Raw genomic sequence first — 24,646 nt, forward strand, 5'->3', positions numbered from 1 at the left:
GGTCGGGCGGGGGCCGCAGCCACGGTCAGCCGGTGATCCGCACGTACGTGTCGACGAGCTCGACGAACTCCGCCCGCAGGCCGTAGTCGTCGCGGCCGAGGGCCGACTCGGCGCGTCCGCGCGCGCGGTCCGGGTCGGCGTCCTCGGCGTGCTCCGACCCGGTGGCGGCCAGCCCGAACTCCACCACGGCGGACGCGAACCGGAAGTCGCCGCTCGGGTCGTCGGTCCAGGCGTCCGCCCCCACGGGGACGACGACCTCGGTGCTCTCGGACGCGCCCGGCTGCTTGTAGCGGACGTGCACGGTGAAGAAGTCGTCCGAGTCGCCGGCCTCGACGTCCTGGTAGCGCAGGCCGTCGTCGCCGCGCTCGCCCTCGGCCGGCACCAGCTCGTAGAACGCGGTGACCGAGTGCCCGGCGCCGACGTCCCCGGCGTCCTTGGTGTCGTCGGCGAAGTCCTCGTCCTCGAGGCGGCGGTTGTCGTACCCGAGGAGCCGGTACCGCGCGACGGTCGCGGGGTTGAGCTCGACCTGGAGCTTGAGGTCCTGCGCGACGACGAACATCGTCGAGTCGAACTCGTCGACCAGCACCTTGCGCGCCTCGTCGAGCGTGTCGATGTACGCGTAGTTGCCGTTGCCGTGGTCGGCGATGGCCTCCATGGTGCGGTCCTTGAGGTTGCCCATCCCGAAGCCGAGCACGGAGATGTGGACGCCGGTCTCGGCGTGCTCCTCGATGAGCTCGGTGAGCTGCTCCGGGGACGACGGGCCGACGTTGAAGTCACCGTCGGTGGCCAGGACGACCCGGTTGTTGCCGCCCTCGACGAAGTTCTTCGTCGCCAGCTCGTACGCGGTCTCGAGGCCCGCGGCACCGCCCGTCGAGCCGCCCGCACGCAGGTCGCGCAGGATGCCGACCAGCTCGTCGTGCCGGTCGCCCGGCACGGAGTCGGCGAGGACCTCGTCGCTGCCGGCGTAGGTGACGATCGAGACGGTGTCGTCCTCGTCGAGGCCCTCGACGAGCAGCTCGAACGAGTCCGCCAGCAGCGGCAGCTTGTCCGGCTCGTCCATCGAGCCCGACACGTCCAGCAGGAAGACGACGTTGTTGCCGCGGCTGGTCGGCCTCGCGTCCGTGGCCTGGACGCCGATCATCGCGAGCTGGTGGCCCGGCGCCCACGGCGCGTCCGCGACCTGCGTCGTGACGGTGAAGGGGTCCTGCGCGTCGGGCTCCGGCGCCGGGTAGTCGTAGTCGAAGTAGTTGACGAGCTCCTCGATCCGCACCCCCTCCGGCGCGACGCCCTGGCGCAGCTGACGGCGCAGGTTGCTGTAGGAGGCGGTGTCGACGTCCGAGGCGAACGTCGACAGCGGGCTGGTCGACACGTCCTGGAACGGCTGCTCCGGGGAGTCGTCGTACTCCTCCTGCGAGTCGGTGGGCACGTCGCGCCACTCCTCGGCCGCGACGCCGTCGAAGCCCATCTCCTGCCCGGCGGCGGAGTCGCCGGCGCCGCCCGCGCTGCAGGCGCCGAGCGCCCCGCCGAGAACGGCGACGACGAGCGCGGCGCCCAGCGCGCGGCCTGGCAGCTGGGCGCGAGCGCGCGCACGCGCCCGTCGCGTCGGCGGGACGAGGGAACCTCTGGACGAAGCGCGCACCGGTGACCTCCCGTTGTCGAAGGCTTGCAGCGTGGCGGCCCGCGCAGGCCTGCGACCAGCACGGACGCGTCACGCAACCGTCCCGGTCGGGTAACGGCAGCCGCAAGGAGGACGGCGCGGCCGTCCCCCGCTGCCGGCGGAACGGACGACTACCCGAGTCCTGGGGTCCCGACGACCGCCCCGGCGAGCCGGACGGCACCCGTGGCAGCGACCGATCCGGCGGCGACCTGGCCGGTGAACGCGATCGGGCCGTTGACCCGCACCGTGCCGGGCGTGACGAGCTGCACGGTGATCGTCGGATCGACCGTCCCGCCCTGCGGCAGCCGGATCTCCGCACCCGTCGAACCGGCCGGCACGAGGACGCGCAGCACGTGCGGCTCGCCGTCGGCCGACGTCGCGCGGAGCCCGCCGACGGCGGCGAAGCCGTCCGCGACGACCGTCAGGTCGCCGGCGAGGCGGAGCTCCACGGACTGCACCCCCACCGACGCGCACCCGCTGGTCGCGCGGCGTGCGTCGACGACGAGGTCCTCCTCGACGGTCAGCGCCGGGCCGTTGATGCTCGACGACCACGGCGCGACCGTGCACCCGGGCGACGACGTGAGACCCGCCCCCCACGAAGGCGCCGCGTTCGTGGAGGCCGCCCGGTTCACCCAGGCCGACCAGGGCACCACCGTGGACGCCCACTGCGAGGCGTCGAACGTGAACGCCGGCAGCGCCGCAGGCACCGGGACGTCGACGTCCGCGCCCGGCTCCACGTCGCCCGACACCACGCCACGCGCCCGGAGCTGCTCGACGGTCAGCCCGTCGGGCGATGTGACCGCGCCGCTGGCGCGGACCGAACCCGCGACCCGGGTGCTTGCGCCGATGACCACGGACCCGCCCGCGAGGACGTCGCCGTCGACCTTCGGCGTCGAGTCCGTCCGCACGTCCCCGGCGACGGTCAGGGTGCCGAGGACCCGGCACGTGTTGGTCAGGTACGCGTCGCCCGTGACGAGCACGTCGCCCGCCACGCTCGCCGCCGACGTGCACCGCAGGTCGCCGCGCACGACCGACGTCCCACCCTCGTCGCCCGCGAGCGCGAACGTGTTCGTGAGCGTGAGGTCCGCACCGGTCTGGAGCGCCGCACCCGGTGGCGGCGCGGGCGCGTCGGTCACCTCGGCGAGGACCGGTCCCGTCCAGGAGAGCCCGGCGGCGCCCGAGAGCGTGACCGTCACCTCGTACGCACCGGGGGCCGTGTACGCGTGCTCGGCGGCGGCGCGCCATGTCGTGCCGACCGCGAGCGCCGCCGTGCTCGCGGAGCCGTCACCCCAGGAGAACGTCACCTGCACCGTGGACGGGTCGACGGCGAGGTCCGGCAGCGTCGCCGTCGCCCGCGTGGTCGCCCCGACCGCCACGCGCTCGCCGCTCAGGCGGAGGTCCGCGAACGCCGGCCCGACCAGCACGGCGTCCTCCGGCGTCGCCTCCGGGGCGTCCAGCTGCTGGACCTCCTCCTCCTCGATGATCGCGCCCGGGCGCCCGATGCCGCCGCCGGTGAGGTTCAGGTTCGACCAGTCGTCGTGGCCCTCGAGGAGGGTCTCCCTCCCGTCGTCGTTGACGTCCGCCTGGACCCAGACGTCGGAGCGGTCACCGTCGCAGTTCCAGTCGACCTGGCGTCCGCTCGACACCCACGTGGTCGACCCGCACCGGTGGAAGGTCCAGCGGCTCGTGCCGATCCCGCTCGGCTCGTCGAGGAGCCCTCCCTCGTAGAGCGGGTCGAGCTCCGACGTGGAGTAGTCGACGACCCGGGCGCCGTTCGCAGCCGGGAGCCCCGGGAACTGGAAGGCGTAGCTCATCACCGACAGGTAGTTGGGCTTGCGGTTGGTCTCGTCGTGACCGCCGTGACGCAGGCCGAGGTTGTGCCCGAGCTCGTGCATGAAGGTGCCAGCCTGGTACATCGTGTCCTGCTGCGTGGCCGTCGAGAAGGCCCCCAGGCTCACGATGAAGTCGGACCCGTCGATGCGCGCCATGCCGCTCGACCGGTTGCCCTCGTCCAGCTGGTGCGCCCAGACGTTGTAGTGGAACACCGCGGAGCGCTCGTCGTCGAAGTGCGCCGCCTTGATCTCGTTGAACTCCGACCACGAGTACTGCCCGAGCGTCCAGAACCCCTTGGCGCCCAGGTACGTGCGGTGCGGCAGGACGTCGGCCCGGCTCAGCGAGCCCCACGTCGCCTGCGTCCCCCACCGCAGCGGGGCGTTCCGGCCGTAGTCGACGTGCAGGTGGATACCCTGCCGGGCGAAGGCGTCCACGACGAGGTCGATCGCGTCCGGCCTGGGCGCGTGCGAGTCGCCCGGACCGTCCGCCGCCATGTGGTCGACCTCCACGAAGATGTCGCGCACCTGCGGGTCGGCGCCCATGGCGGGCAGGTCGACGGTGTGCTGACCGTCCTCGTCGACGTAGGTGAGCCCCTGCGTCTCCCACTCGTCGAGCAGACCGTCGCCGTCGGTGTCCTTCGTCGAACCCGCCGTGCAGCTCGAGTCCCGGCTCCAGAAGAACCCGTCGAGGAACGCGGCGGAGTCGTAGACGGAGTCGCCGAGGTCCTGGATCGAGAGGTAGAGATCGACCTGGAACGGGTCGAACACCGGCGTGACGGCCCGCAGGCGGGCGGTCCCGCCGTCGTACGTCGTCCCGGTGCTCCCCGTCACCCCGAACGCGGTGTCGACGGACAGCGCCGCACCGCGCTCGTCGAACGCGAAGTTGTTCTCCGCGACGACCTGGCCGTCCACGATCGACAGCTCGCTCGAGCCGATCTGCGCCGTGAACGCGTCGGAGACACCCGCGCCGACGAACTCGGGGAACTCCTCGGAGTAGAACGCGACGTCGAAGGCGAGGCACTGCGCCCCGGGCGGCGGCTGCAGGCTCAGGTGCAGGCGCGCGAGGTCGTTGCCCTGCGCGTTGTCCGTGCCGCCCAGGACGGTCGACGTGCTCGACGACGAGTTCGGCAGCAGCGCGGACGACGCGCTCCCTGTCGAGAGGACCAGGTAGGTGTCACCGCTCGAGGGGAACCCGTTGACCGCACGCGACGCGATCGCGAGCGCTGCCGGGTCGGACCCCATGAGGTCCGCATCGAGGACGTCGTCCGCCGGGACACCCATCGCCTCCGCCAGCGAGCGGGGCGATGCGTCCGCCGCCGCGAGCGCCCTCGCGGCGGCGGCCGGTGCCGTGGGGGTCCGCTCGCGTGCCACGTCGTCGGCCGCCGCCGGCGCCGTGGCACCGGCGAGGACGAGGGCCGCGAGGACCACGAGGGCGGGCAGTCGGCGCGTCGCGCGCATGGGGCCTCCGGCTTCGTCTGCTGCGTCGGGCGCGATGCCCGCGTCGGGACCGCACCACCGGCGCGAGCCGCAGCGGACGCTAGGGGCACGGCGGAGGCCGCGTACGCACTTCCGGTCGGGTTCATCCGAGCGGACCAGTTCGCCCGCCCCGGGGTGCCGTCGACCGCAGGCCGCGCCGCCCACGGCGTGGCGGCGTGCCTGCTTCCGAGGGCCGGCTCGCGGACGGGTCGGCCGTCAGGGTGACGCACGTCCGACGGCCCCGGTCGCGCGCCCCTCGGCCGCTACCTTCGGCGGATGGTGGGCGTGCGGTGGCGGGAGCGTGCGACGGCCGTCGCCCTCGTGGCGGCGCTGGCCGGGTGCGCCGACGTGGCCGACGACGAGATCACCGCCGAAGAGGTCTGCGAGAACCTGCCGGCGTCGCCCTTCCTCACCGTGTCGACGGTCTCGGACGCGCGCGGGGTGGGGATCACCTGGACCGAGCTGCCGCTGCTGCTCGACGAGGACAAGTCCTACACGGTCTACCGACGGGCACCCGGCGGCTCTCCGTCGGCCGAGGGGTGGGAGGTGCTCACGGGCGTCGTCCTCGCGCCGGGCGCGCCGCGTGAGATCGTCCCGGTGGACCTCCCGCCCGGCGTGTGGGAGGTCGGGGTCACGTACAGCGACCCCGAGTGCGGCGAGAGCCCTGTGTGCGGGCCGACGTCGTGCGCGTCGGTGGTGCTGGAGGCCGCGACGGAGCCGAGCGCGACGTAGGGCGCGGCGGTCGGGCGACCGGTACCCGAGGTGCGCCCGCGTCGCGCGGTCGACGCAGCGCCTCGGCGTGGCCCCACGAACCCGCGGCACCGCCGCGACCGCGGGGTACCGTCGTCCGGTCGGCCGCGGCGCCTCACGAGCGCGGCGGTGACCGTGCACCTGGGGGGAAGTCCGTGCGACGACGCACCGTCCTGAGCTCGATCCTGGCCGCCCCGCTGGCCGCCGCCGTGGTGGCATCACCCGCCGCCGCCGAGGACCCACCCGTCACGGGATGGCAGGAACCGGTGTGCGGCGCCCGCACCCTGATCCCGCTCGCCGTCGCGCGGGACGTGGACGACGCGGGCGTCGTCGTCGGCCGTGACGAGCGGCCCCGGGCGGCGTCCTGGGACTCGCGGACCGGCACGTACCGCTGGTACGGCGGCATCGACGGCGGGCTCTTCTCGGAGATCAGCGCCGTCAGCGGCGGTGGCCGCGTCGCCGGCATGGCCGCGACCGACGGACCGACGCTCGACCCGGCCAAGGCCGTGCGCGTCGAGGGGTCGCTGCCGCTCACGCCGGTGGACCGCTCGCTGCGGACCTCCGACCGGGTGCACGACGTCAACGACGCGAACGCCGTCGTCGGCACGAGCGAGCTGGTCGGTGGTGAGGGCGCCACCGAGCCGTTCGTGTGGACCGACCGCAGGTACGTGCTGCCGACGCCCGACCCGTCGTACGTGCTCGTGCAGACCCGGTCCCTCAACGAGGCGGGGTGGGTCCTCGGTGCGGGCTACCGGCTCGACCCGCAGGGCGTCTACCACTACCGGGTGCTCGTGTGGCGCCCGGACCGCACCGTGCTCGAGCTCCCGCCGCTGCCCGACGGTGCCCTGTTCGTCGTCGCGCACATCGACGAGGAGGGCAGGGTGATCGGGCACAGCCTCGACAGCGAGCGGGGCAGCGGCGCCGTCGTGACGTGGTCGCCGACCGCGGGTTACGCGTCCGTCCCCTCACCCGGCGGCGACCTCCAGGTGACGGCCGCCGACGACCACGGCGGCGTGCTCGGCACCGTCATGGACCCGACGTCGGGGTGGGCGCACCCGTTCCTGTACCGCCCGGGAGCCGGCTTCCGGCGTCTGGCGGACGCCGACGGCACGCTGCTGCGCGGGACGCCCTACCGGATGAGCGAGGCCGGTCACGTGCTCCTCATGTCCGACGCGCGCCCGTACCTGTGGAGCCCGACGTGCCCGGCGGGATGAGGACGCACGTCGGACGGGTGCGCGACGGGGCCCGCCGGCACGGTGCGGGACCTCGCCGGCGCCGGGCCGGTACCGGCGCGCTCGTCGGACTGACCGTCGCGGCCGCGTCGGTCCTCGTCGGTGTGCCGGCCGCGCCGGCGCGTGCGGACGCAGCGCAGGTGACGGGCTGGACGGGGACGGTCTGCGGGACGGTGACGCGTCTGCCGTTCCAGTTCGCCCTCGACCTCGCCGACGACGGGTTCGTCGTCGGTCACAGCGACCGGCACCGTGCGATGTCGTGGCACGCGACGACCGGGACCACGCGGTGGTACGGCGGCATCGAGGGCGGGTTGCCCTCCGACCTGACTGCGGTGTCGCCGGGGGGCCGCGTCGCCGGCACCGCCCGGGTCGCCGGCCCGCGGTACGACATCGCCAAGGCGGTGCGCGTCCAGGGCCCCCTCCCGTTGGTGCCCGTCGACCGGTCGACGAGCCGCGACGACCGGGTCCGCGCGGTCAACGACGCCAACACCGTCGTGGGGATGAGCCTGCTGAACGGCTCGCCGTACCGCGCCGAGGCCTTCGTGTGGACCGACCGGCGGCGTGTGCTCGACCCACCCCCGGGCACGTGGACCTGGACCGAAGCCGTGGCGATCAACGCGTCCGGCTGGGTCCTCGGCCGGGCGTGGGGGACGGACGCGGCCGGCTCGTCCGCGCGCCGGGTCCTGCTCTGGTCGCCGACCGGCGCGGTCACCGCGCTGCCGCCGCTCGCCGACGGCGCCGAGCTGCTCCCCGTCGCCCTCACCGACGACGGTCTGGTCATCGGCCTCCGGCTGGCAGCCGACGGCAGGGGCGACGCCGTAGTCGCATGGACCGCCGTCGGCGGGTACGACGTCGTCGCAGCACCGACGCCGAACGGGTCCCCGGTCACCCTGTCCGTGAGCGATGCCGACGCCGACGGGACGGTCGTCGGAGCGGTCCGCGACGAGCGGGCCACGCCGCCACTGCTTCCGTTCCTGTACGAAGCCGGCGTCGGCTTCCGGCTCATGGTCGACGCGGACGGGGTGCCGCTGCCGAGCGTGCCCTCGGCGGTGAACGACGGTCACGAGGCGCTCGTGGTCGTCGACGGCCGCTCGAGCCTCTGGACGCCCTGCCGCTGACGACCCCGCACCGCGGTGACCAGGCGGTCCGTCGGTCCGTCGGTCCGTCGGTCCGTCGGTCCGTCGGTCCGTCGGCTGCCGGGCCCTCGCCTGACCGCTCGCGGACGACACCGGTGTTCCCGAGGGCACAGGGAACGCGGTGTCAGTGATGGGAACGCGCTGACCGAGGCCGACCCGGATGACGACCGGCTGCCGGCTGGGTGCTCACGACCGAGATCGTCAACGACGGCTGCGAACGAACCGCCCCCTGTCGTCGCGTGAGGGTGGACCCCTGGTCAAGCCGGACGTTGCGTCGCTCAGGTCAGGAGACGTCGCGAAAGACGTACTCGTTGCAGAACTCCCGTCCCCACAGCAGCGCGCGCTCCGTCGCGGGAACGCGCGCCTGGTCGCACGCCTCGGGGAAGTGGTCCACGACGGCGCCGTGGACCCGTTCGATGATCTGGTCGGCCTCACGGGCGGTCAGGGTGAAGTCACCGGCGACCATGCGGCACACCCGCAGCTGGCTGGCTCGCTGCCCGTCGGAGGTGATCGCGATCGCTTGCGAGGAGACGGGTGTGCGACGCGGCTGGGGGCACAGGTCGAACGCCGGCGTCAGCGCCAGGTGCCCGCCGTCCCAGAACGCGGCGTGGTTGCGCAGGTGGTCGTCGTTGTTGCCCACGAGCACGTTGAACACCAGGCGGGCGAACATCTCCCGCAGCGTCCGGCCCGGGTCGGTCCACGGCCCGCTGCGGATCGAGTGGGCGATGGCGGCGTAGCTCTCGTGCCGCGAGCTCGTCTCGGCCACGCCGAGCACGGTCAGCATGGAGACCATCTGCCGGCGCGTGCGCGCAGCGCCGGTGGGCGTCCGTGTCTCGACCCTGTCGAACCGGCGCACCATCAGCACGTCCTTGCCTGCGGACCTCACGACCTGCACCGGCGCCACGTCCAGTCCTGCGTGCTGGGCCAGGAGCATCGCGACAGCCTCGGCGAACACGACGGGTCGGTCGTCGGTGCTCGAGGAGAACTTGGCGATGTACGGCGTGCCGTCCTCGTCGTCGATGAGCGCCTTCGGCCGGGCACCGCCGATCGACGTCCCGTGGCCGGCTGCCGCGAGCAGCTGGGCCGGCACGGGTTCGCCTGCCTCGATCAGCTCGGCAACCCTCACCAGCTGCTCGAGCGTGGCGCGCTCCCCTCGTGGGACGTACTCGCGCGGTGAGGCCTGGAAGTCGAGCGCGCCGATGCGGTCGGACCCGGACTCCAGCAGGTAGGTCAGCTCGTTGAGGTCGACGTCGGGCTGGCCGGCGAGGTTGGAGTTGATCACGCGACGCCCCCAGGCGTCCGGGGCAGCATCGCGCAGGGCTCCCGGCATGGCCAGCGCCTCACGGCCGTCGATACGGCGGGGGTCGACGACCGCGTCGCCCAGGGGCAGCTCCGGGGTGTACAGCGAGACGGCGTCGGCTCGCTCGCGGTAGGAGGCTGCGTACCGGAACGCGAGGACCTGCTCACCGTTCACGACGTCGCCGGTGTCCTGCAGGACGCCCGCCACGACCGGCTCGGTGTGTTCGGGCAGCCAGGTCCAGACGTACGCGCGTGCGGGCTCAGAAGTCATCTGGCACCTCGAGCGGTGCCGGTCGCACGCGCTGCGGAAGCAACGCCAGTCGCGCCTGCGCGAGCTCGCGAGCCTCGCCCATGCGGCCGGGCTCCAGCCCGTACAGCGGTACGCCGCAGAGCAGGGCGGCCTCGAGCACAGTCCCGACCGCAGTCCCCGGCGCGCCCTTCTCGATGCGCGCCACGACCTGCGCGGACACGCCCAAGCGCTGCGCGAGCTCGGCCGCGGTCCACCCCCGCTCGCGACGGCCGGCAGCCACCTGGGCACCCAGGGTCAGCAGGGCATCTCGTGTCGCGGGCAACACCGTCAGGGGACGCTTCGCCATGATGACCCTCCATAAACACCCGCCTACTGCTCTAACTGTGCGTTTATCGTAGGGCCTGGCACGGTGTGCTTAGCCGATGGGGGTTGGCTCCGCGCGACGCGACGCGCCGAAGGTCGAGCTCGGCCACGCCTCCGCCGGCCTCGCGGGCCTCGCGTGTGGTGGCCACGGTGCGACATGCCTCGAGCGCGTCGTCGTGCTGCTCAGGCAGGACCACCTCGTGACCTCCAACTGCCCCACCGCTCCTGGCCGTCGCACCGCTGCCGTCCACCCGTGGCTCGTGGCCACCGGACCTACCGGTGGCCACGAGGCACGAGTCATTCGCGGGGACGAACGACATCGTCGTCATCCCGAGGGTTCACCGACCCGCACGGCGACTCACCAGCCCTCCCCCGGGAGGCTCGCCGCGATCCCGCACCGCCGTGACCAGGCTGTACCGTCGGTCCCGTCGCCTGCAGGCGCCCTCCCGGCGGCTCGCGGACGACACCGGTGTTGTCCCACGGGTTCCACCAGTGGATCCCCTCATCACCCGGGCCTCTAGCTCAATCGGCAGAGCAGCGGACTTTTAATCCGCGGGTTGTGGGTTCGATCCCCACGGGGCCCACCTGGCGCGCACGTCCGACGCCGTCGGCTCGCGCCGTTGCGCCGCCCTCCGTCCGTTCGCCAGCATGGCGGTCTCACCTCACCGGTACGCGCCACGTCACGGCGCTCCCCATGACGCAGATGCAGGGCCGCGGGATGCCGCGGCGTCCCCGACCTTCCCGCACCGACGGCGCACAGACCCTGGACCTGCTCCTCCGCTGGGCCGGCACGGTGCGCCACGTCGAGCGCGGCATCCCGCCGGACGCGATCGGCTGCCCCGTGTGCGACGGGATCGACGGCCTCGAGGCCCGTGACGTCCTGGAGGCGGTGATCCGCCGGGGCGGGCGTCGGGGTCGGCGCGTCGCCGCCGCGGTGCAGCCGCTCGACGACCGGTTCGCGCGCGCCACCACGCCGTCCGTGTCCGGCCCGTCGGACGGTGGTTGGTGGCGCCGGCGGAACCTGGACTGAGCCGGGCGATCGGAGCGACGGCATCCCGCGGCCGCGACGTGGCGGTTCGGGTCCGACGTCACGCGCCTCGGGCGTCGCCGACCGGCGCACCGTCCGCCGGCGCGTCGTCCGTTCCCGTGCGCAGCGCCGCCGCCTTGCGCTCCAGCACCGCCCGCTCCCGCGCGTTGCCGCACAGGCGTGCGGCCGTCTCCAGCTCGGTGCGGGCCTCCGCGGTGCGCCCGAGCCGGGTGAGGAGCTCGCCGCGCACGCTCGGCACGAGGTAGGTGCCGGCGAGCCCGCCGCCGGCCGCGACCGCGTCGACCAGCGGCAGCGCCGCCTCCGGCCCGGCGGCCATGCACACGGCGACGGCGTGGTTGAGGTCCACGACCGGCGACGGCGCCACGCGCGCCAGCGCCTCGTAGAGCTCGACGATCCGCGCCCAGTCGGTGGCGTCGACCGACGGCGCCACCGCGTGCTGCTCCGCGATCGCCGCCTGCAGCCCGTACGGCCCCAGCCGCGCCGCACCGGCACCCGTCGCCCCCGCGCGGGCGAGTGCCGCGCGCCCCCGGCGGATCGCGGACCGGTCCCAGCGGCGGCGGTCCTGGTCGGCGAGCAGCACAGGCTCGCCGTCGGGGCCGGTGCGCGCCGGGAACCGCGCGGCGGTGAGCTCGAGCAGCGCGAGCAGGCCCCACGCCTCGGGCTCGTCCGGGACGAGGTGCGCGAGCTGGCGCGCGAGGCGCACCGCCTCGTGCGCGAGGTCGAGGCGCAGCCACGAGTCGCCCGTCGACGCCGACGAGCCCTCGGTGAAGATCAGGTAGACCACCTGCAGCACCGACCCGAGGCGCTCCGCGCGCTCGGCGGCGGGCGGCACCGCGAACGGGACGCCCGCGGCGGCGAGCGTCTTCTTGGCCCGCGTGATGCGCGCCTGCACGGTCGGCACGGGCACCAGCAGCGACGCGGCGACCTGCTCGCTCGTCAGGCCGCCGACCACCCGCAGCGTCAGCGCGAGGCGCGCCTCGCGCGAGAGCACCGGGTGGCACGCGACGAACAGCAGGGCGAGCCGGTCGTCCTCGATGTGGTCGGGGTCGTACAGCAGGTCCGGGTCGCCCGGCGGCAACGGGTCGCCGCCCGCGTGCGCACCGCCCTCGGCGAGGTCCCGGCCGAGAGCGGCGTACCGCTGGTCGCGGCCGGCCCGGCGGCGGAAGGCGTCGATCGCCCGCCGCCGCCCGACCGTCAGCAGCCAGGACACCGGGTCGCGCGGGGCGCCGTCGCGCGGCCACGCCTCGAGGGCCTCGGCGAGCGCCTCGGACGCGACGTCCTCCGCGAGTGCGAAGTCGCCCGTGTACCGGGCGAGCGCGCCGACGATGCGGGCGGACTCGATCCGCCACACCGCCTCGACCGCGCGTCGCCCGGCACCGGCGTCGGCGCTCAGTTCGTCCCGAGCTGCTCGCGCCACACGGCCTCCTTCTGGATCCACTCGTCGTCCTGCGGGAAGTCCTCGGCACCGTTGACGCGGCGGACCTCGATCTTGTTGCCGGGGCCGTGCAGCGGCGCGCGCGAGGCCCACTCGACCGCGGCCTCCTTGGTCGGCACGTCGAGGATCCAGAACCCGTTGAACAGCTCCTTCGTCTCCCCGTAGGGCCCGTCGCTGACGACCGGGGTCTCCTCGGTAAAGTCGACGACCGCGCCCTCCGCGGCGTCGGACAGCCCCTCGCCGGCCACCAGGACGCCGGCGTTCATCATCGACTCGTTGTACCGGCCCATCGCCGCGATGATCTCGGAGAAGTCCTTCTCCGCGTACGCCGCCTGGCCCTCGTCGGTGCCCCGCATGATCAGCATGTACTTCGGCATCTGACTCACTCCTCGTGTCCTGTGGTCCCTCGGCGGGACCTTGTCATCCCCAGGTCGAACGGGGAAGCACCGGATCGACACGTCGCGCGAGAAAAGTTCCGAGGAATCTGCCGGACGGCGTCCCGAGCGAGGCTCAGGCGGCGGAGATGCGCAGGATCAGCCGGTCACCGCCCCGTCGGGCGAGCTTCTCGACGCCGACGATCGCGCGGTACTCGAGCCCGTACTTGTCGCGCAGCAGGCCCTCGCGGCGCGGTTCGTCGACGTCGGGGCCGACGATCTCGGCGGTCGCCGCGACGACCTCCGCGTCGTCGGCGACCCGGCCGAACCGGTCGCAGGGGCGCAGCTCGACGCGCGGGTCGTGGCGCAGGCGCTTGACCTTGCCGCTGCCCGCGGGCGTGGTGACGACGAGGTCGTCGCCGTCGCGCGCGATCCACACGGCGGTGGCCACCGGCACACCGCTGCGCCGGAACGTGGTGAGCGCGACGTACCGCTCGTCACCGAGCGCGCGCAGGCGCGCACTCGCGCCCGCGGGCTGCGCCGAGGGCTCCTGCGCGGCGGCGTCGTCAGCCGCGGTCATGGTCGACCTCTCCGGCGCGTGCCGTCGGCTCGGTCCGGCCGCGCGACGCACCGCCGGCCGACCGGTCCGCCGCGCGGACCACCGCGTCCGCGAGCGCGAACAGGTGCCGCCAGCGGGTGGCGTCGGGGACGGGACGCGACGGGAAGTAGGCGAAGAACCATCCGCCGGCGGTCTCGGCGTTGCAGGGATGCTGCGGGTCGGTGAGCAGGTCCACGAGGTCGTCGGTCAGGAAGTCGCGGGCTGCATCGCCCGTCCGGACCCGGCTGACGAGCGTCCCCCGCCGCCGCCCGCCGCCGGTGCCGTGCACGACGACCTCCGGACCGGCGATCTGGCGGGGGCGCGCCGGCCCGCTGCGTGGCCCGGTGAACGTGAACGCCGGCACGTCGCCGACCTGCACGGCCAGGTACCGGGCCGAGAACCTGTTCGGCGTCTTCCCGCCACTGCCGCGCGAGTGGTGCGCGACCTCGACGGACCGGCCGTCGACCGTCCAGCGGACCTGCTCGCCGGTCGAGGCGTGCGCCTTCGTCGTGAAGATGCTCCCCGGGCGCAGGACCACCTTCGCCGCTGGCTGCACCTCGAGCCCGTTCGCCTCCGCGAAGCGGACGAGCCGCCAGACGTCGGCCCGGTGCCGCCGGTCGCTGCGCCGCGCCAACCACCCGCAGGCCAGCCCGACGAGCAGCACGCCGCCGACGAACCAGAGGCCGATCAGCGCGTCCTCCGTCTCGCCCCGGACGAGCGCGACGAGCACCACGACGAGGAAGACCAGCCCGAGGAACCCACCGACCAGGGCGAAGACCATCAGACCGCTGCGCGACGGCGTCCCGTACTCCTCGCGCGTCGCGCGCCCGTACCGGCCCGCCGCCGCGGCCTCCTGGAGGCCGGCGAGGTCCTGCGCGTCGGGCACCGCACCCAGCGGCGTGACGTCGATGTCGCGGTGCTCCCCGCCGAGCCGTGCCCGGATCGCCGGACCGTCGGCCCCGGCGTCGTCCCTCGTGCTGCTCACGGTCGTCCGCTCCCGTCCCGTGCGTGTCCCGTCCTGCCCGTCGACGCCGTACGGTCTCACGACGGCCACCGGGTGCGCGGACGCCCGTGGTGGCGTGCGTCAGGATGGGCCCGTGAGCGAGCTCCCCCCCTTCACCGTCGCCGACCTCGAGGCTGAGCCGCGGCTCGACCTCCCGCAGTTCACGCAGGACGACGCCGTCGACCTCGGTCTGCTGGCCGTCGCGGTGGTCCGCGAGCGCGGCGCGAACCTCGCCGTGCGCGTCGAGCTGGCCGGCGAGACCGTGTTCCTGGCCAAGACGGGTACGACCGACGCCGGCAACGAGCCGTGGCTCGAGGGCAAGGCACGCGTCGTGCACCGGTTCGGCGAGCCGTCGCTGCTGGTCCGCCGGCGGCACGAGGCGGCGGGCACGCCGTTCGACCGGCGCGACGACGTCGACCACGACCTGCTCAAGGCGCACGGCGGCTCGGTGCCGCTGCGCGTCGCCGGCGAGGTCGTGGGCACGCTCACGACCTCCGGCGAGCCGGACGTCGTCGACCACGCCGTCTCCGCCGAGGCCGTCCGCCGCTTCCTGGCCGCGCGCGCGTCCTGACGAGCCGCGCCGCTGCACCGGGCGTCGGCGCGCCCGGTCGTGCACGGTCCCGCCGCGTCCCGTCGGGACGCGGCCCCGCACGTCGTCGAGGTCGTAGGTGCGGGCGTCCGTGGGGCCGGTCATCCTGCCATGTCCGGAACGACGGGGAGAGACGTGAAGGCGTACGACCTGTGGTTCGAGAACGGCACCGGCATCGGGCAGCACCCGCTGCTGGAGGCGACGCAGCCACTCCCGTCCGACGCGCCCGTCGGCTGGATCGGCAGCGCCGGCGCGGCGGTCGACCCGCGGACCTGGCCGCGCGGACCGCTCACCGGGCTGCCGATGTTCCACGCCCTGACGCTGCTCCTGCCACCGGACTACCGGCGTCGGGGGCCCGATCTGCCGGCCGTCGGGTTCTTCCAGGGCGAGGGGCAGTTCGCCCACCCGCGAGCGGACGCCGACCCCGCGGCGGGCCCCCTCGACGTCGAGGACCCCTTCGAGGTGGACCTGGGCCGCGCCGTCGACCACCCGCAGTTGCAGCGACGCACGGACATCATCGACGGCCGGTTCGCGCTGCTGTGGCTCACTCACGAGGAGTACTCCCGCGGGCCGGTCGCTCCCCCGCCCGACACCCGCCGCCCCGGCGAGCACGTCGCCGACGACCAGGGGCCCAACGCCTGGGACACGGTCACGCCCACGCGGTCCGTGTGGCTCCTCGAGCGCGACGACCCGAACGTCGGCAGGGTCCCGGTCGACCCCGTGGCGGCCGACGGCACGCCGGGGTGGACCAACCCGTACACCGCCGACTTCTCCGACCGGGCACCGTGGGCGAAGAGGCTGGGCTGGTACCACCTGGGGGGCACGGCCATGCCGGTGCAGAGCCTGCCGGAGGGGCTGACGCCGTTCTTCCTCGAGATCGACGAGCTGCCCGGTCTTAACTTCGGCGGCGGGAGCGCGCAGATCGACCTCGAGTCGGACACGTTCGACTGGGCGTGCGGCTGACGTGCCCGCCCCGGGCCGCTGTGCAGGGGCCGGGACGACGACGGCCCCGCCGGACGGTGCGGCCGACCGTGGAGGCACCGACGGTCCGCGCGAGTAGGACCCAGAGTAGGAACGCGGGTACGCTGGTCGGCATGAAGGTGTCCGTGAGTCTCCCCGAGGCGGACGTCGCGGTCCTCCGTCGGTTCGCCGCAGCACATCCCGAGGTCAGCGGGCTCTCCGGCGCCGTGCAGGCCGCGGTCCGCGCCCTGCGGGACCGTGAGCTCGTCGCGGAGTACGACCTCGCGGTCGACGAGTGGGCGGGCTCCGGCCACGCCGACGACTGGGACGCCGTCGCGGCCGACGGTCTCACCAGCCGCCCGTGAGGGGCGAGGTCTGGCGGGTCGACCTCGCCCCCGTCGTCGGCTCCGAGGCGGCGAGGACCCGACCCGCTGTCGTCGTCGGCCGGGCCGCACTGTCGCACCGTGCCATGGCGAACGGCCGCGGGGTCGTCCCCGTCGTGCCCGTCACCACCAACACCGAGCGGGTGCTGTCCTTCCAGGTGCTGCTGCCGGCTGACCGCACGGGGCTCGAGCAGGACTCCAAGGCGCAGTGCGAGCAGCTGCGCGCCGTGGACGTGGCGCGACTCGTCGAGCACGTCGGCACCGTCCCCGACGACCTCATGGCCGCGGTCGACGACGCCATCCGCGTCTGGCTCGACCTGCCCTAGCTCCCCCACCTGCGCCCGCGCCCGCGTCCGGCCGTGCGCCCGCGTCCGGGAGACTGTCGCCGTGGACGACGTACGCGTGGACGCCGACGAGGACGTCCTGACCCACCGCCGGCACCTGGTGTCCGTGGCCTACCGGATTCTGGGGACGGTCGCCGAGGCGGAGGACGCGGTGCAGGAGACGTACCTGCGCTGGTACCGCCTGAGCGCCGAGGACCGCGCGGCCGTCGCGGTGCCCCGCGCGTGGCTCGTGCGGGTCGCCGGTCGCGTGTGCCTCGACGTGCTGGGGTCCGCGCGGGCCCGCCGCGAGCGGTACGTCGGCCCCTGGCTGCCCGAGCCGGTGCCGACGTCGGCGTTCACCGGTCCCGGCTCCGCCGCCGCCGACCCCGCGGACCGGGTCGCCCTCGACGACACCGTCAGCCCGGCGTAGCCGGCACCGAGGACGACGACGCGCGGTCCGGAGGGGTCGTGGTGCGTCGAGGTGCTCATGCCCTCCTGACGACGTGGGCCCGTCCGGTGTCAGGCCGCACGGGCATGAGCCGCGTCGCACCGCGCGCGCTCACACGGGCGTCGACTCCACCGCCTGGTCGTGCCCGCCGGTGGAGCGGCGCCGGGCGGCCGCCTCCCGCTCACGGTCGAGCCAGCGCATGGCCGGCGTCGCGGTGACGCCGTGCAGCAGGACCGACCCGGCCACGACGAGGACGACGACGGCCCACAGCCGCCGGCCGTCCACGAAGTCGCCCTCCTGCAGCGCGTAGGCGATGTAGAACAGCGAGCTGACCCCGCGGACGCCGAAGAACGCGATGACGCGGCGCTCGCGGGGACCGGTGCGCCCGCCCGCGAGCCCGACGAGACCCGCGACCGGCCGCACGACCACGAGGACGAGCACGGCGAACAGGACCTCCCGCCAGGTGATGCCCGCGAGGATCCCGCGCGCCAGGGCGCCGCCGAGGAGCACGAGGACGCCGACGGTCAGCAGCCGCTCGATCTGCTCGACGAACGCGTGCAGCACACGGTGGTAGGAGTGCGCGCGCTCGGCGTCGCGCAGCGTGACGGCGGCGACGAACACGGCCACGAAGCCGTAGCCCTCGACCAGCTCGACCGCGCCGTACGTCAGGCAGGTCGCCGCGAGCGCCACGAACCCCTGCGCGTGCTCGGTCAGCCGCGTCCGCTCCGCGAAGGAGGAGAAGAAGAGCCGGCCGAGGAGGCGGCCGACGGCCCACCCGCCCGCGACCCCGGCGGCCATGCGCCACAGGACGTCGAGCACGAGCCACTCGCCGAGCCAGCCGCCCGGGGCGACGCCGGCGAGGCTGATCGCGATCGCGGCGTAGGTGAAGGGGAACGCCAGCCCGTCGTTGAGGCCGGCCTCCGACGTGAGGGCGAAGCGCGCCTCGTCGTCGACGGCCCCGGGGTCGTCGACGGGTTCGCTGACCTGCACCTCCGTGGCCAGCACCGGGTCGGTGGGGGCGATGGCCGCGGCGAGCAGGAGGGCCGCGCCGACGCCGAGGCCCAGCAGCGACCCGCCCAGCACACCGACGGCCACCATGGTCAGCGGCATCGTGATGCCGAGCAGGCGCCACGTCGAGCCCCAGCCGCGCAGGGTCAGCCGGCGGTTCACCGCGAGGCCCGCACCCATGAGGGAGACGATGACGCAGACCTCGGTGAGGTGGACCGCCGCGTCGGCGTGCACCATCGGGTCGGGGTCCGGCAGGCCGGGCAGCAACGTGAACGCGAGCGCTCCCGCGGCGACGATGACCGTCGGCATCGACAGCGGACGTCCGCGCAGGACGCGGGGCAGCGTGGCCGCCGCGAGCGTCGCGAGACCTACGGCGGCGAAGACGGCCGCCGGCCCCTCGGGTGCTGGCACCCGTGCACCGTAGGCCCGGTCGCGGCGCCCCGCCCCTCGGCGGCGCGCGGGACCGGTGGCCCGGCCGGGCGACCGCCGCCGCCGGGCGCGTGCCCGCGCTACGGTCCGTGCGTGGAGCAGACGCCGGGGTCGCCGCCGCCCGGTCCCGGCCGCACGGTCGCGGACCGCGCCCGACGACGGCGGCACCGCCTCGGCGGCGCGCTGGTCTCCGCAGGACTGATCGTCGTGGCGCTCGTCCTCCTCCAGCCGTGGGCGTCGTGCCCGGACGACAGCGCGTCGGCCGCCTGCCCCGTACCGGCGGAGCACGTCCCGCTGCACACCGCCGCGCTGCTGGCGGCGGCCGGCGGCATCGTCGTCGGCGGCCGGCTGGTCCTCGTCCCCGCACCGTCCCGCGGTGACGAGCCGGGCACCCCGCGGGAGCACCGCCGCGACGACCCCGGCTCCTGACCCGGGCACCGGCGACCGCGCGCGCCCGCGGCACGGCGCGCGAGGATGGCGACGTGGTCGCGTGGCCGACCGCACCCGCCTCGCCCGCCCGCCCTCCGGAAGGACACCACAATGCCGAAGCCGCCCCTGCCCGCCGACGTCGCCGCACTGCTCGCGAAGCCGAACCCCGCCGTCATGGGCACGATCCACCCGGACGGCCACCCCGTGACCGTCGCGACCTGGTACCTGCTCGAGGACGACGGCCGCGTGCTGCTCAACCTCGACGCGTCGCGGGCCCGCCTCAAGCACCTGCGCGCCAACCCGCAGGTCTCGCTCACGGCCCTCGCCGAGGGCGACTGGTACACGCACGTGAGCGTGCAGGGCCGCGTCGTCGAGATCCGCGACGACACGGACCTCGTCGACATCGACCGCCTGTCGACGCACTACGGCGGCAACCCGTACCCGGTCCGCGACCAGCCGCGCGTGAGCGTGCTCGTCGAGGTCGACCACTGGCACGGCTGGGGCGCGGCGAAGCGCGACTAGCCTGCGCACATGCCCCAGGAACCGCCGTTCAGCCCGACGGTGGCACTGCTGACGCTCTCGCGGACGTGGGACGCGGCCCTCGCCGACGCCCTCAAGCCGCTCGGGCTCAGCACGCGCAAGTACGGGCTGCTCGGCCACATCCGCGGGACGCCCGGCATCTCGTTCAGCGAGCTCGCCCGCCGCTCGCGCATCACCGTGCAGAGCGCGCACAGCACCGTGGCGGCGTTCGCGGCGGCAGGCCTCGTGGAGGACGCCACCGCGCACGCCGGCGCAGCCTCGCGCCTGCGCGTGACGGACGCGGGCGAGCGCCTGCTCGCCGAGGCTGCCGAGGTCGTCGCGGCCCTCGACGCCCGCTTCGCCGCCGTCCACCCGGGGCTGCTGGACGCGCTGCGCGCCGAGATGGAGGCCATGGTCAGAGGAGCAACCTTCAGTTAACCTGAAGGTATGGAACGTGTCCTGCTCGCCGCGCACGTCGTCGCGGGCATCCTCTTCGTGGGGCCCGTGGCGGTCACCACGAGCCTCTTCCCCCGCTACGCGCCCGTCGCGGGCGCACCCGCCCCCGGCGAGCGCAGCGCGTCCGTGGCCGCCGTGCTGCACCGGGTCACGCGCGTGTACGGCCGGCTCGCGCTCGCCGTCCCGGTGATCGGCCTCGTCCTCGCCGCCGTGCAGGGGCGCCTCACCGAGGTGTGGATCACCCTGGCGATGGTGCTGACGGCCGTCGCCGGCGGCGTGCTCGTCCTGCGCATCGCGCCCGCGCAGCGCGAGGCCCTCGACAGCCCGGACGACGGCTCCCGGCTGCGCGCGCTGCGCGGCCTGGCCGGCGTCTTCAACCTGCTGTGGGCGGCCGTCGTGGTGCTCATGGTCGTCCGCCCGGGCGCGGAGTCGTGACCCCGCTGCTGCGCGGGCTCGAGGTGCTGTCCGTGCTCGAGACCGTGAGCGTGCTCGTCCTGCTCGGCAACCTCGCCACCGTGCACGCCGACGGCATCACGTCGACCCTCGGCCCCGTGCACGGTGCGCTCTACCTGGCCGTCGCGGTGACCGCGCTGCTCGGCCGCGGGCTGCTCGCCCGCACGCGTGTGCACGCGCTGCTGCCCGTGGTCGGCGGCGTCCTGACGGTGGTCAACGTGCGACGGGAGGCGCGCCGGTGACCCTCCGCGACCACCTGCGCGGCGCACCGTCCGTCGGCGCCGCGGAGGCGGTGCGGCTCGTCGCCGCCGGTGCGCTCGTCGTCGACGTGCGGACCGTCCGGCTGTGGTCCCGCGCGCACATCCCCGGGTCCGTGCCGCTGCCGCTGCAGGAGCTGGAGCACCGCGCGGTCGAGCTCCCGGACGACCGGCTGCTCGTCACGGTCTGCACCGGCGGGCTGCTCTCCCGCGGGGCGTCCGGGCTGCTGACGCGCCTCGGGTTCGACGTCGTGAACCTCGCCGGCGGGCTGATGGAGTGGCGCGCGGCGGGCGGGCCGCTGGAGGGCGACCGCGTCGGCTGAGCCGAGCGGTCACCCCCCGGCCGTCAGGAGCCCGCGCCGACCAGCTCCCGCCACGTGCGGTAGTGCTGCACCGCGACACCCCGGTAGCCGGGGGCGCCGACGAGCGCGTCGTGCACCGCCTGCACCTCGGTCGCCAGCACGGACGGGTCGTCGTCGCCGAACGTCCACTCGGCGCCGCCGGCGACCGCGGGGGTGTCCGTCTCGACGCCGATCGTGAACGGCACGCCCGCGGCGACGGCCTGCGCGCGCGCGTCGGCGGACAGCGCGAGGATGCCGTCCGTGCCGGCCGCGTGGTCGACGAACGTCACGATGCCGACGGAGTCGGCGCGCGCGAAGACGGCCTCCGCGACCGTGCCGCCGCCCGGTGCCGGCTCCCACGCGAGCCAGTACGGCACGTCGACGCCCAGCCCGACGCCCGCGGGCAGCGCCGCCTTCGCGGTGTCGAGCATCGTCAGCCAGCGCGCGAGGATGCCGGCGCGGTCGGTCTGCCAGCCGGGCAGCGTCCACGGCTCGACGTTCATCTGCACGTGCGAGACGTCGCGGCCCCGGGTCGCGGCCTCCAGCCACCACACCGCGAGGTGCGGCTCGTCGAGCCACGGCGGGTCGCCGCCGAGCACGCCGACGTCGACGCCCTCGGCGTTGAGCGCGTCGACGGCCGCGGTCATCCACGGGTCGATGACACCGACGTCCGCCGCCCACGGCGCGGACAGGTGCACGGTGGTCAGCCCCTGCTCGCGGACCCACGCCGCGAGCGTCGCCGGCTCGGCGGGGACGTAGCCCGTGCCGCGCGCGTCGACCTCGCGCGGGACCGAGTTGTCCCACACCCACATGGTCGTGATCGGCCGGACGGGCGGGGCGTCGGCCGCCGCGGCGCCGGGGGCGAGGGCGGTGGCGGCGACGGCGCCCGCGAGGGCGACGGCGAGCGGCCCGGCGAGGAGCCGCAGACGGGCGCCGGCGGGGCGCGGGGGACGGGGGCGCAAGGGCACGGGGGCTCCGATCGTGGGGTGGGGGACGCGTCCGCGCAGCGGCGGACCCGGCCGGGCCCCCACCGTCGGCGCCGTCCCAGTGTGCGTGCCGCGCGGGCGCTGGGGAATGGCGCGACGCCGACCTCACCCGCTCTTTACAACGTTGCACATCGACCCGTACCGTCGGCCGGAGCGGCAACCCGGACGTATCGCCCGTCCGTGCCCGCACCCTCCAGTCCAGCGCTGCACCAGGAGGCCGCCGTGCGCACCCCAGCCCCCCGGACCGTCCGCGGTCTCGTCCCGCTCGTCCTCGCCGCCGCGCTCGTCGGTACCGCCGCGCCCCCGGCGGCGGCCGCCCCGCCGGGCGGGTCCGCACCGACGTTCACCGACGCCACCGTCCACGACCCGTCGGTCGTCGTCGCCGACGACGAGATCTGGGCGTTCGGGTCGCACCTGCAGGTCGCGAGGACGGACGACCTGATGGACTGGGATCAGGTCGCGGCCGGCGTGACGCCGGAGAACCCGATCTTCGAGGACGTCACCGCCGAGCTCGCCGAGGCGCTCGACTGGGCCCAGACCGACACCCTCTGGGCGGCGGACGTCGTCCAGCTCGGCGACGGCCGCTTCTACATGTACTACAACGCCTGCAAGGGCGACTCCCCGCGCTCCGCGATGGGCGTCGCCGTGGCCGACTCCGTCGACGGCCCGTACGAGGACCTCGGCATCTTCCTGCGCTCGGGCATGTGGGACCAGCCCAGCGAGGACGGCACGGTCTACGACGCGCGCGTCCACCCGAACGTCGTCGACCCCGACACCTTCCACGACGCCGAGGGCGACCTGTGGATGGTCTACGGCTCGTACTCGGGCGGCGTCTTCGTCCTCGAGATGGACGAGGAAACCGGCTTCCCCGTGCCCGGCCAGGGGTACGGGAAGCACCTGCTCGGCGGCAACCACAGCCGCATCGAGGCGCCGTCGATGATGTACGACGAGGGCACCGGCTACTACTACCTGTTCCTGTCGTTCGGCGGCCTCGACGCGGACGGCGGGTACAACGTGCGCGTCGCGCGGTCCCAGAACCCCGACGGGCCGTTCGTCGACGCCGAGGGCAACCCCATGTCGGAGGTGCGCTCGGACCCGTCGCTCCCCCTCTTCGACGACGCGTCGATCGAGCCCTACGGCGTCAAGCTCATGGGCAACCACCTGTTCGGGCGCGAGGTCGGCGACCCCGGCACGGGCGTCGGCACGGGGTACGTCTCGCCCGGCCACAACTCCACGTACACCGACCCGGAGACGGGCGAGCACTTCCTCGTCTTCCACAGCCGCTTCCCCGGCCAGGGCGAGACCCACAACGTGCGCGTCCACGAGATGCGCATGACCGCCGACGGCTGGCCCGTCGTCGCGCCCTACCGGTACGCGGGCGACGCGCCGGCGCAGCCGCTGGGCGGCGGCGGCGACCGGTTCCGCCTCGCCGACGTGGTCGGCGACTACGCGCTGGTCGACCACGGCAAGGAGATCTCGGCCGACGTCACCCGCGCGGTCGACGTGCGGCTGGAGCCCAACGGGCGCGTCACGGGGGCGCGCGAGGGCCGCTGGCGGCTCACGGGCCCGGACCGGCTGCGGCTCGACGTCGACGGCGCCACGTTCGACGGCGCGCTGCTGCGCCAGTGGCAGCCCGACCGGCAGGAGTGGGTCGTCACGTTCACGGTGCAGTCCCGCGCCGGCGTCTCGCTGTGGGGCAGCGCGGTCCCGCCGATGAGCGCGCGCGACGCCGTCCGCGCCGTCGTCGCCGACCTCGACCTCGGCGACACGTCCGCCGTCGCGGCCGACCTCACCCTGCCGACGACCGGCACGCACGGCACGACGATCACGTGGTCGTCGAGCGACCCGGACGTCGTCTCCCCCACCGGCGAGGTCACGCGCCCCGCGCAGGGCGACGGCGACGCCGTCGTCACGCTGACGGCGACGGTCCGCGACGAGCGGCGCACGGCCACCGCGACGTTCACGGTCACCGTCCTCGAGCGCACGGCCGTCGCCCTGGCCGGCGCGTGGTCCTTCGAGGGCGACCTCGCCGAGGCGTCCGGGACGCAGCCGGCCGGCACCGTCACCGGGCCGCGCCTCGGCACCACCGGCGGCGCCGTCACGTACGTGCCCGGCGTGCACGGGCGGGCGGTGCTCCTCGACGGCGCGAGCGGCGTGCAGCTGCCGACCGGGCTCGTCGACGGGCCGTCGTGGACCGCCGCGCTGTGGGTGCGTCCCGACGTCGTCACGCAGTACACGACGACGTTCTTCGCCGCCCGCGACCCGGAGAGCTGGGTGAGCCTCGTCCCGCGGGGCCCCGACGGCACCACGATGGTGTGGTCCGGCACGTCCTGGTACGACGCGAGCACGGGCGGGCAGATCCCCGCGGGCACGTGGACGCACCTGGCGCTGACGGTCGACGGCGGCGACGTCGCCGTGTACGTCGACGGTGAGCGGCGGTTCGCCGGCACCGGGTTCCCCGACGTGCTCACGACGCCGACCGGCACGTTCGCCGTGGGCGTCAACTGGTGGGACACGCCGTTCGCCGGCGCCGTCGACGAGCTGCAGGTGCACCGCGGCGCGCTGACGCCCGAGGAGGTCGCGGCGCTCGCTGCGCGCTGACCCGGTACGAC

The 24,646-nt window shown here is 74.9% G+C and carries 26 protein-coding genes and 1 tRNA gene; 17 read left to right on the forward strand and 10 right to left on the reverse strand.

Annotated elements, in window-relative coordinates; all coding sequences use genetic code 11:
* Nucleotides 1-25: 25 nt before the first annotated feature.
* On the reverse strand, nt 26-1,639 hold the full coding sequence (locus ACFUMH_RS07900; protein ID WP_378203005.1) for a von Willebrand factor type A domain-containing protein: 1,614 nt from the start codon (nt 1,637-1,639) through the stop codon (nt 26-28).
* Between the two features lie 149 nt (nt 1,640-1,788).
* Nucleotides 1,789-4,947, reverse strand: coding sequence for a choice-of-anchor L domain-containing protein (locus ACFUMH_RS07905; RefSeq protein WP_378203008.1), 3,159 nt, complete (start codon nt 4,945-4,947; stop codon nt 1,789-1,791).
* Between the two features lie 294 nt (nt 4,948-5,241).
* Here ACFUMH_RS07905 and ACFUMH_RS07910 point away from each other — a divergent pair, with 294 nt between their 5' ends.
* The 3 genes from ACFUMH_RS07910 (at nt 5,242) to ACFUMH_RS07920 (ending at nt 8,065) form a co-directional block, all read left to right on the forward strand.
* Nucleotides 5,242-5,697 carry a hypothetical protein gene (locus tag ACFUMH_RS07910; RefSeq protein ID WP_378203011.1) on the forward strand — a complete coding sequence of 152 codons (456 nt, stop codon included), beginning with the start codon at nt 5,242-5,244 and terminating at the stop codon, nt 5,695-5,697.
* Nucleotides 5,698-5,870: 173 nt separating this feature from the next.
* Entirely contained in the window at nt 5,871-6,929 is a 1,059-nt protein-coding gene (locus tag ACFUMH_RS07915) for a hypothetical protein (RefSeq protein WP_378203014.1), read from the forward strand.
* A gap of 158 nt (nt 6,930-7,087) precedes the next feature.
* Nucleotides 7,088-8,065 (forward strand): hypothetical protein, encoded by a 978-nt coding sequence (locus ACFUMH_RS07920; RefSeq protein WP_378203017.1) that lies wholly within the window; start codon nt 7,088-7,090, stop codon nt 8,063-8,065.
* A gap of 301 nt (nt 8,066-8,366) precedes the next feature.
* Here ACFUMH_RS07920 and ACFUMH_RS07925 read toward each other — a convergent pair whose 3' ends face one another.
* Nucleotides 8,367-9,653: a type II toxin-antitoxin system HipA family toxin gene (locus tag ACFUMH_RS07925; protein ID WP_378203019.1), complete on the reverse strand. Its 1,287-nt coding sequence runs from the start codon at nt 9,651-9,653 to the stop codon at nt 8,367-8,369.
* Complete coding sequence (locus ACFUMH_RS07930; protein WP_378203022.1) at nt 9,643-9,978, reverse strand: helix-turn-helix transcriptional regulator; 336 nt, start codon at nt 9,976-9,978, stop codon at nt 9,643-9,645. Before ACFUMH_RS07930 ends, ACFUMH_RS07925 begins: the two co-directional genes overlap by 11 nt.
* A gap of 528 nt (nt 9,979-10,506) precedes the next feature.
* Here ACFUMH_RS07930 and ACFUMH_RS07935 point away from each other — a divergent pair.
* Nucleotides 10,507-10,579, forward strand: a tRNA-Lys gene (locus tag ACFUMH_RS07935).
* A 110-nt stretch (nt 10,580-10,689) separates the two neighbouring features.
* Nucleotides 10,690-11,025, forward strand: coding sequence for a hypothetical protein (locus ACFUMH_RS07940; protein ID WP_378203025.1), 336 nt, complete (start codon nt 10,690-10,692; stop codon nt 11,023-11,025).
* Between the two features lie 58 nt (nt 11,026-11,083).
* Here the strand turns inward: ACFUMH_RS07940 and ACFUMH_RS07945 are convergent, their stop codons facing one another.
* From ACFUMH_RS07945 to ACFUMH_RS07960, 4 genes are all read right to left on the reverse strand, one after another.
* Nucleotides 11,084-12,460 (reverse strand): RNA polymerase sigma factor, encoded by a 1,377-nt coding sequence (locus tag ACFUMH_RS07945; protein WP_378203028.1) that lies wholly within the window; start codon nt 12,458-12,460, stop codon nt 11,084-11,086.
* Nucleotides 12,433-12,855: a YciI family protein gene (locus ACFUMH_RS07950; RefSeq protein WP_378203030.1), complete on the reverse strand. Its 423-nt coding sequence runs from the start codon at nt 12,853-12,855 to the stop codon at nt 12,433-12,435. Before ACFUMH_RS07950 ends, ACFUMH_RS07945 begins: the two co-directional genes overlap by 28 nt.
* 133 nt (nt 12,856-12,988) lie before the next feature.
* Nucleotides 12,989-13,432: a PPOX class F420-dependent oxidoreductase gene (locus ACFUMH_RS07955; protein ID WP_378203033.1), complete on the reverse strand. Its 444-nt coding sequence runs from the start codon at nt 13,430-13,432 to the stop codon at nt 12,989-12,991.
* The gene (locus ACFUMH_RS07960) at nt 13,419-14,435 is read right to left on the reverse strand and encodes a hypothetical protein (protein ID WP_378203036.1); all 1,017 of its coding nucleotides are present in this window, start codon (nt 14,433-14,435) and stop codon (nt 13,419-13,421) included. Before ACFUMH_RS07960 ends, ACFUMH_RS07955 begins: the two co-directional genes overlap by 14 nt.
* Nucleotides 14,436-14,547: 112 nt before the next feature.
* On the opposite strand from ACFUMH_RS07960, the gene ACFUMH_RS07965 reads away from it, so the two are divergent.
* The 5 genes from ACFUMH_RS07965 (at nt 14,548) to ACFUMH_RS07985 (ending at nt 17,138) form a co-directional block, all read left to right on the forward strand.
* Entirely contained in the window at nt 14,548-15,024 is a 477-nt protein-coding gene (locus tag ACFUMH_RS07965) for a heme-degrading domain-containing protein (protein WP_378203039.1), read from the forward strand.
* A gap of 153 nt (nt 15,025-15,177) precedes the next feature.
* The gene (locus ACFUMH_RS07970) at nt 15,178-16,005 is read left to right on the forward strand and encodes a hypothetical protein (protein ID WP_378203042.1); all 828 of its coding nucleotides are present in this window, start codon (nt 15,178-15,180) and stop codon (nt 16,003-16,005) included.
* Between the two features lie 131 nt (nt 16,006-16,136).
* Nucleotides 16,137-16,367: an antitoxin gene (locus ACFUMH_RS07975; protein ID WP_378203045.1), complete on the forward strand. Its 231-nt coding sequence runs from the start codon at nt 16,137-16,139 to the stop codon at nt 16,365-16,367.
* Nucleotides 16,364-16,711 carry a type II toxin-antitoxin system PemK/MazF family toxin gene (locus tag ACFUMH_RS07980; protein ID WP_378203048.1) on the forward strand — a complete coding sequence of 116 codons (348 nt, stop codon included), beginning with the start codon at nt 16,364-16,366 and terminating at the stop codon, nt 16,709-16,711. The genes ACFUMH_RS07975 and ACFUMH_RS07980 overlap by 4 nt, the downstream gene beginning before the upstream one ends.
* A gap of 61 nt (nt 16,712-16,772) precedes the next feature.
* A complete protein-coding gene (locus ACFUMH_RS07985) occupies nt 16,773-17,138 on the forward strand; it encodes a sigma factor (protein WP_378203051.1) in 366 nt (121 codons plus the stop codon).
* A 129-nt stretch (nt 17,139-17,267) separates the two neighbouring features.
* Here ACFUMH_RS07985 and ACFUMH_RS07990 read toward each other — a convergent pair whose 3' ends face one another.
* Nucleotides 17,268-18,575, reverse strand: coding sequence for a cation:proton antiporter (locus tag ACFUMH_RS07990; protein ID WP_378203054.1), 1,308 nt, complete (start codon nt 18,573-18,575; stop codon nt 17,268-17,270).
* 111 nt (nt 18,576-18,686) lie between these two features.
* On the opposite strand from ACFUMH_RS07990, the gene ACFUMH_RS07995 reads away from it, so the two are divergent.
* The 6 genes from ACFUMH_RS07995 to ACFUMH_RS08020 all read left to right on the forward strand — a co-directional run bounded on the left by ACFUMH_RS07995 (nt 18,687) and on the right by ACFUMH_RS08020 (nt 21,030).
* Entirely contained in the window at nt 18,687-19,022 is a 336-nt protein-coding gene (locus ACFUMH_RS07995) for a hypothetical protein (RefSeq protein WP_378203057.1), read from the forward strand.
* 111 nt (nt 19,023-19,133) lie between these two features.
* Nucleotides 19,134-19,544, forward strand: a complete 411-nt coding sequence (locus ACFUMH_RS08000) for a PPOX class F420-dependent oxidoreductase (RefSeq protein ID WP_378203060.1) — start codon at nt 19,134-19,136, stop codon at nt 19,542-19,544.
* A gap of 9 nt (nt 19,545-19,553) precedes the next feature.
* Nucleotides 19,554-19,979 (forward strand): MarR family winged helix-turn-helix transcriptional regulator, encoded by a 426-nt coding sequence (locus ACFUMH_RS08005; RefSeq protein WP_378203063.1) that lies wholly within the window; start codon nt 19,554-19,556, stop codon nt 19,977-19,979.
* A gap of 9 nt (nt 19,980-19,988) precedes the next feature.
* Nucleotides 19,989-20,432: a hypothetical protein gene (locus ACFUMH_RS08010; protein WP_378203066.1), complete on the forward strand. Its 444-nt coding sequence runs from the start codon at nt 19,989-19,991 to the stop codon at nt 20,430-20,432.
* Nucleotides 20,429-20,692 carry a hypothetical protein gene (locus ACFUMH_RS08015; protein WP_378203069.1) on the forward strand — a complete coding sequence of 88 codons (264 nt, stop codon included), beginning with the start codon at nt 20,429-20,431 and terminating at the stop codon, nt 20,690-20,692. Before ACFUMH_RS08010 ends, ACFUMH_RS08015 begins: the two co-directional genes overlap by 4 nt.
* The gene (locus ACFUMH_RS08020) at nt 20,689-21,030 is read left to right on the forward strand and encodes a rhodanese-like domain-containing protein (RefSeq protein ID WP_378203072.1); all 342 of its coding nucleotides are present in this window, start codon (nt 20,689-20,691) and stop codon (nt 21,028-21,030) included. Before ACFUMH_RS08015 ends, ACFUMH_RS08020 begins: the two co-directional genes overlap by 4 nt.
* 23 nt (nt 21,031-21,053) lie before the next feature.
* Here the strand turns inward: ACFUMH_RS08020 and ACFUMH_RS08025 are convergent, their stop codons facing one another.
* Nucleotides 21,054-22,016 (reverse strand): hypothetical protein, encoded by a 963-nt coding sequence (locus ACFUMH_RS08025; protein ID WP_378203075.1) that lies wholly within the window; start codon nt 22,014-22,016, stop codon nt 21,054-21,056.
* 198 nt (nt 22,017-22,214) lie between these two features.
* Between ACFUMH_RS08025 and ACFUMH_RS08030 the strand changes: the two genes are divergently transcribed.
* Nucleotides 22,215-24,635 carry a LamG-like jellyroll fold domain-containing protein gene (locus ACFUMH_RS08030; RefSeq protein ID WP_378203078.1) on the forward strand — a complete coding sequence of 807 codons (2,421 nt, stop codon included), beginning with the start codon at nt 22,215-22,217 and terminating at the stop codon, nt 24,633-24,635.
* Nucleotides 24,636-24,646: the final 11 nt, after the last annotated feature.

The organism is Cellulomonas sp. NPDC057328, assembly GCF_042667215.1.
Lineage (GTDB): Bacteria > Actinomycetota > Actinomycetes > Actinomycetales > Cellulomonadaceae > Cellulomonas.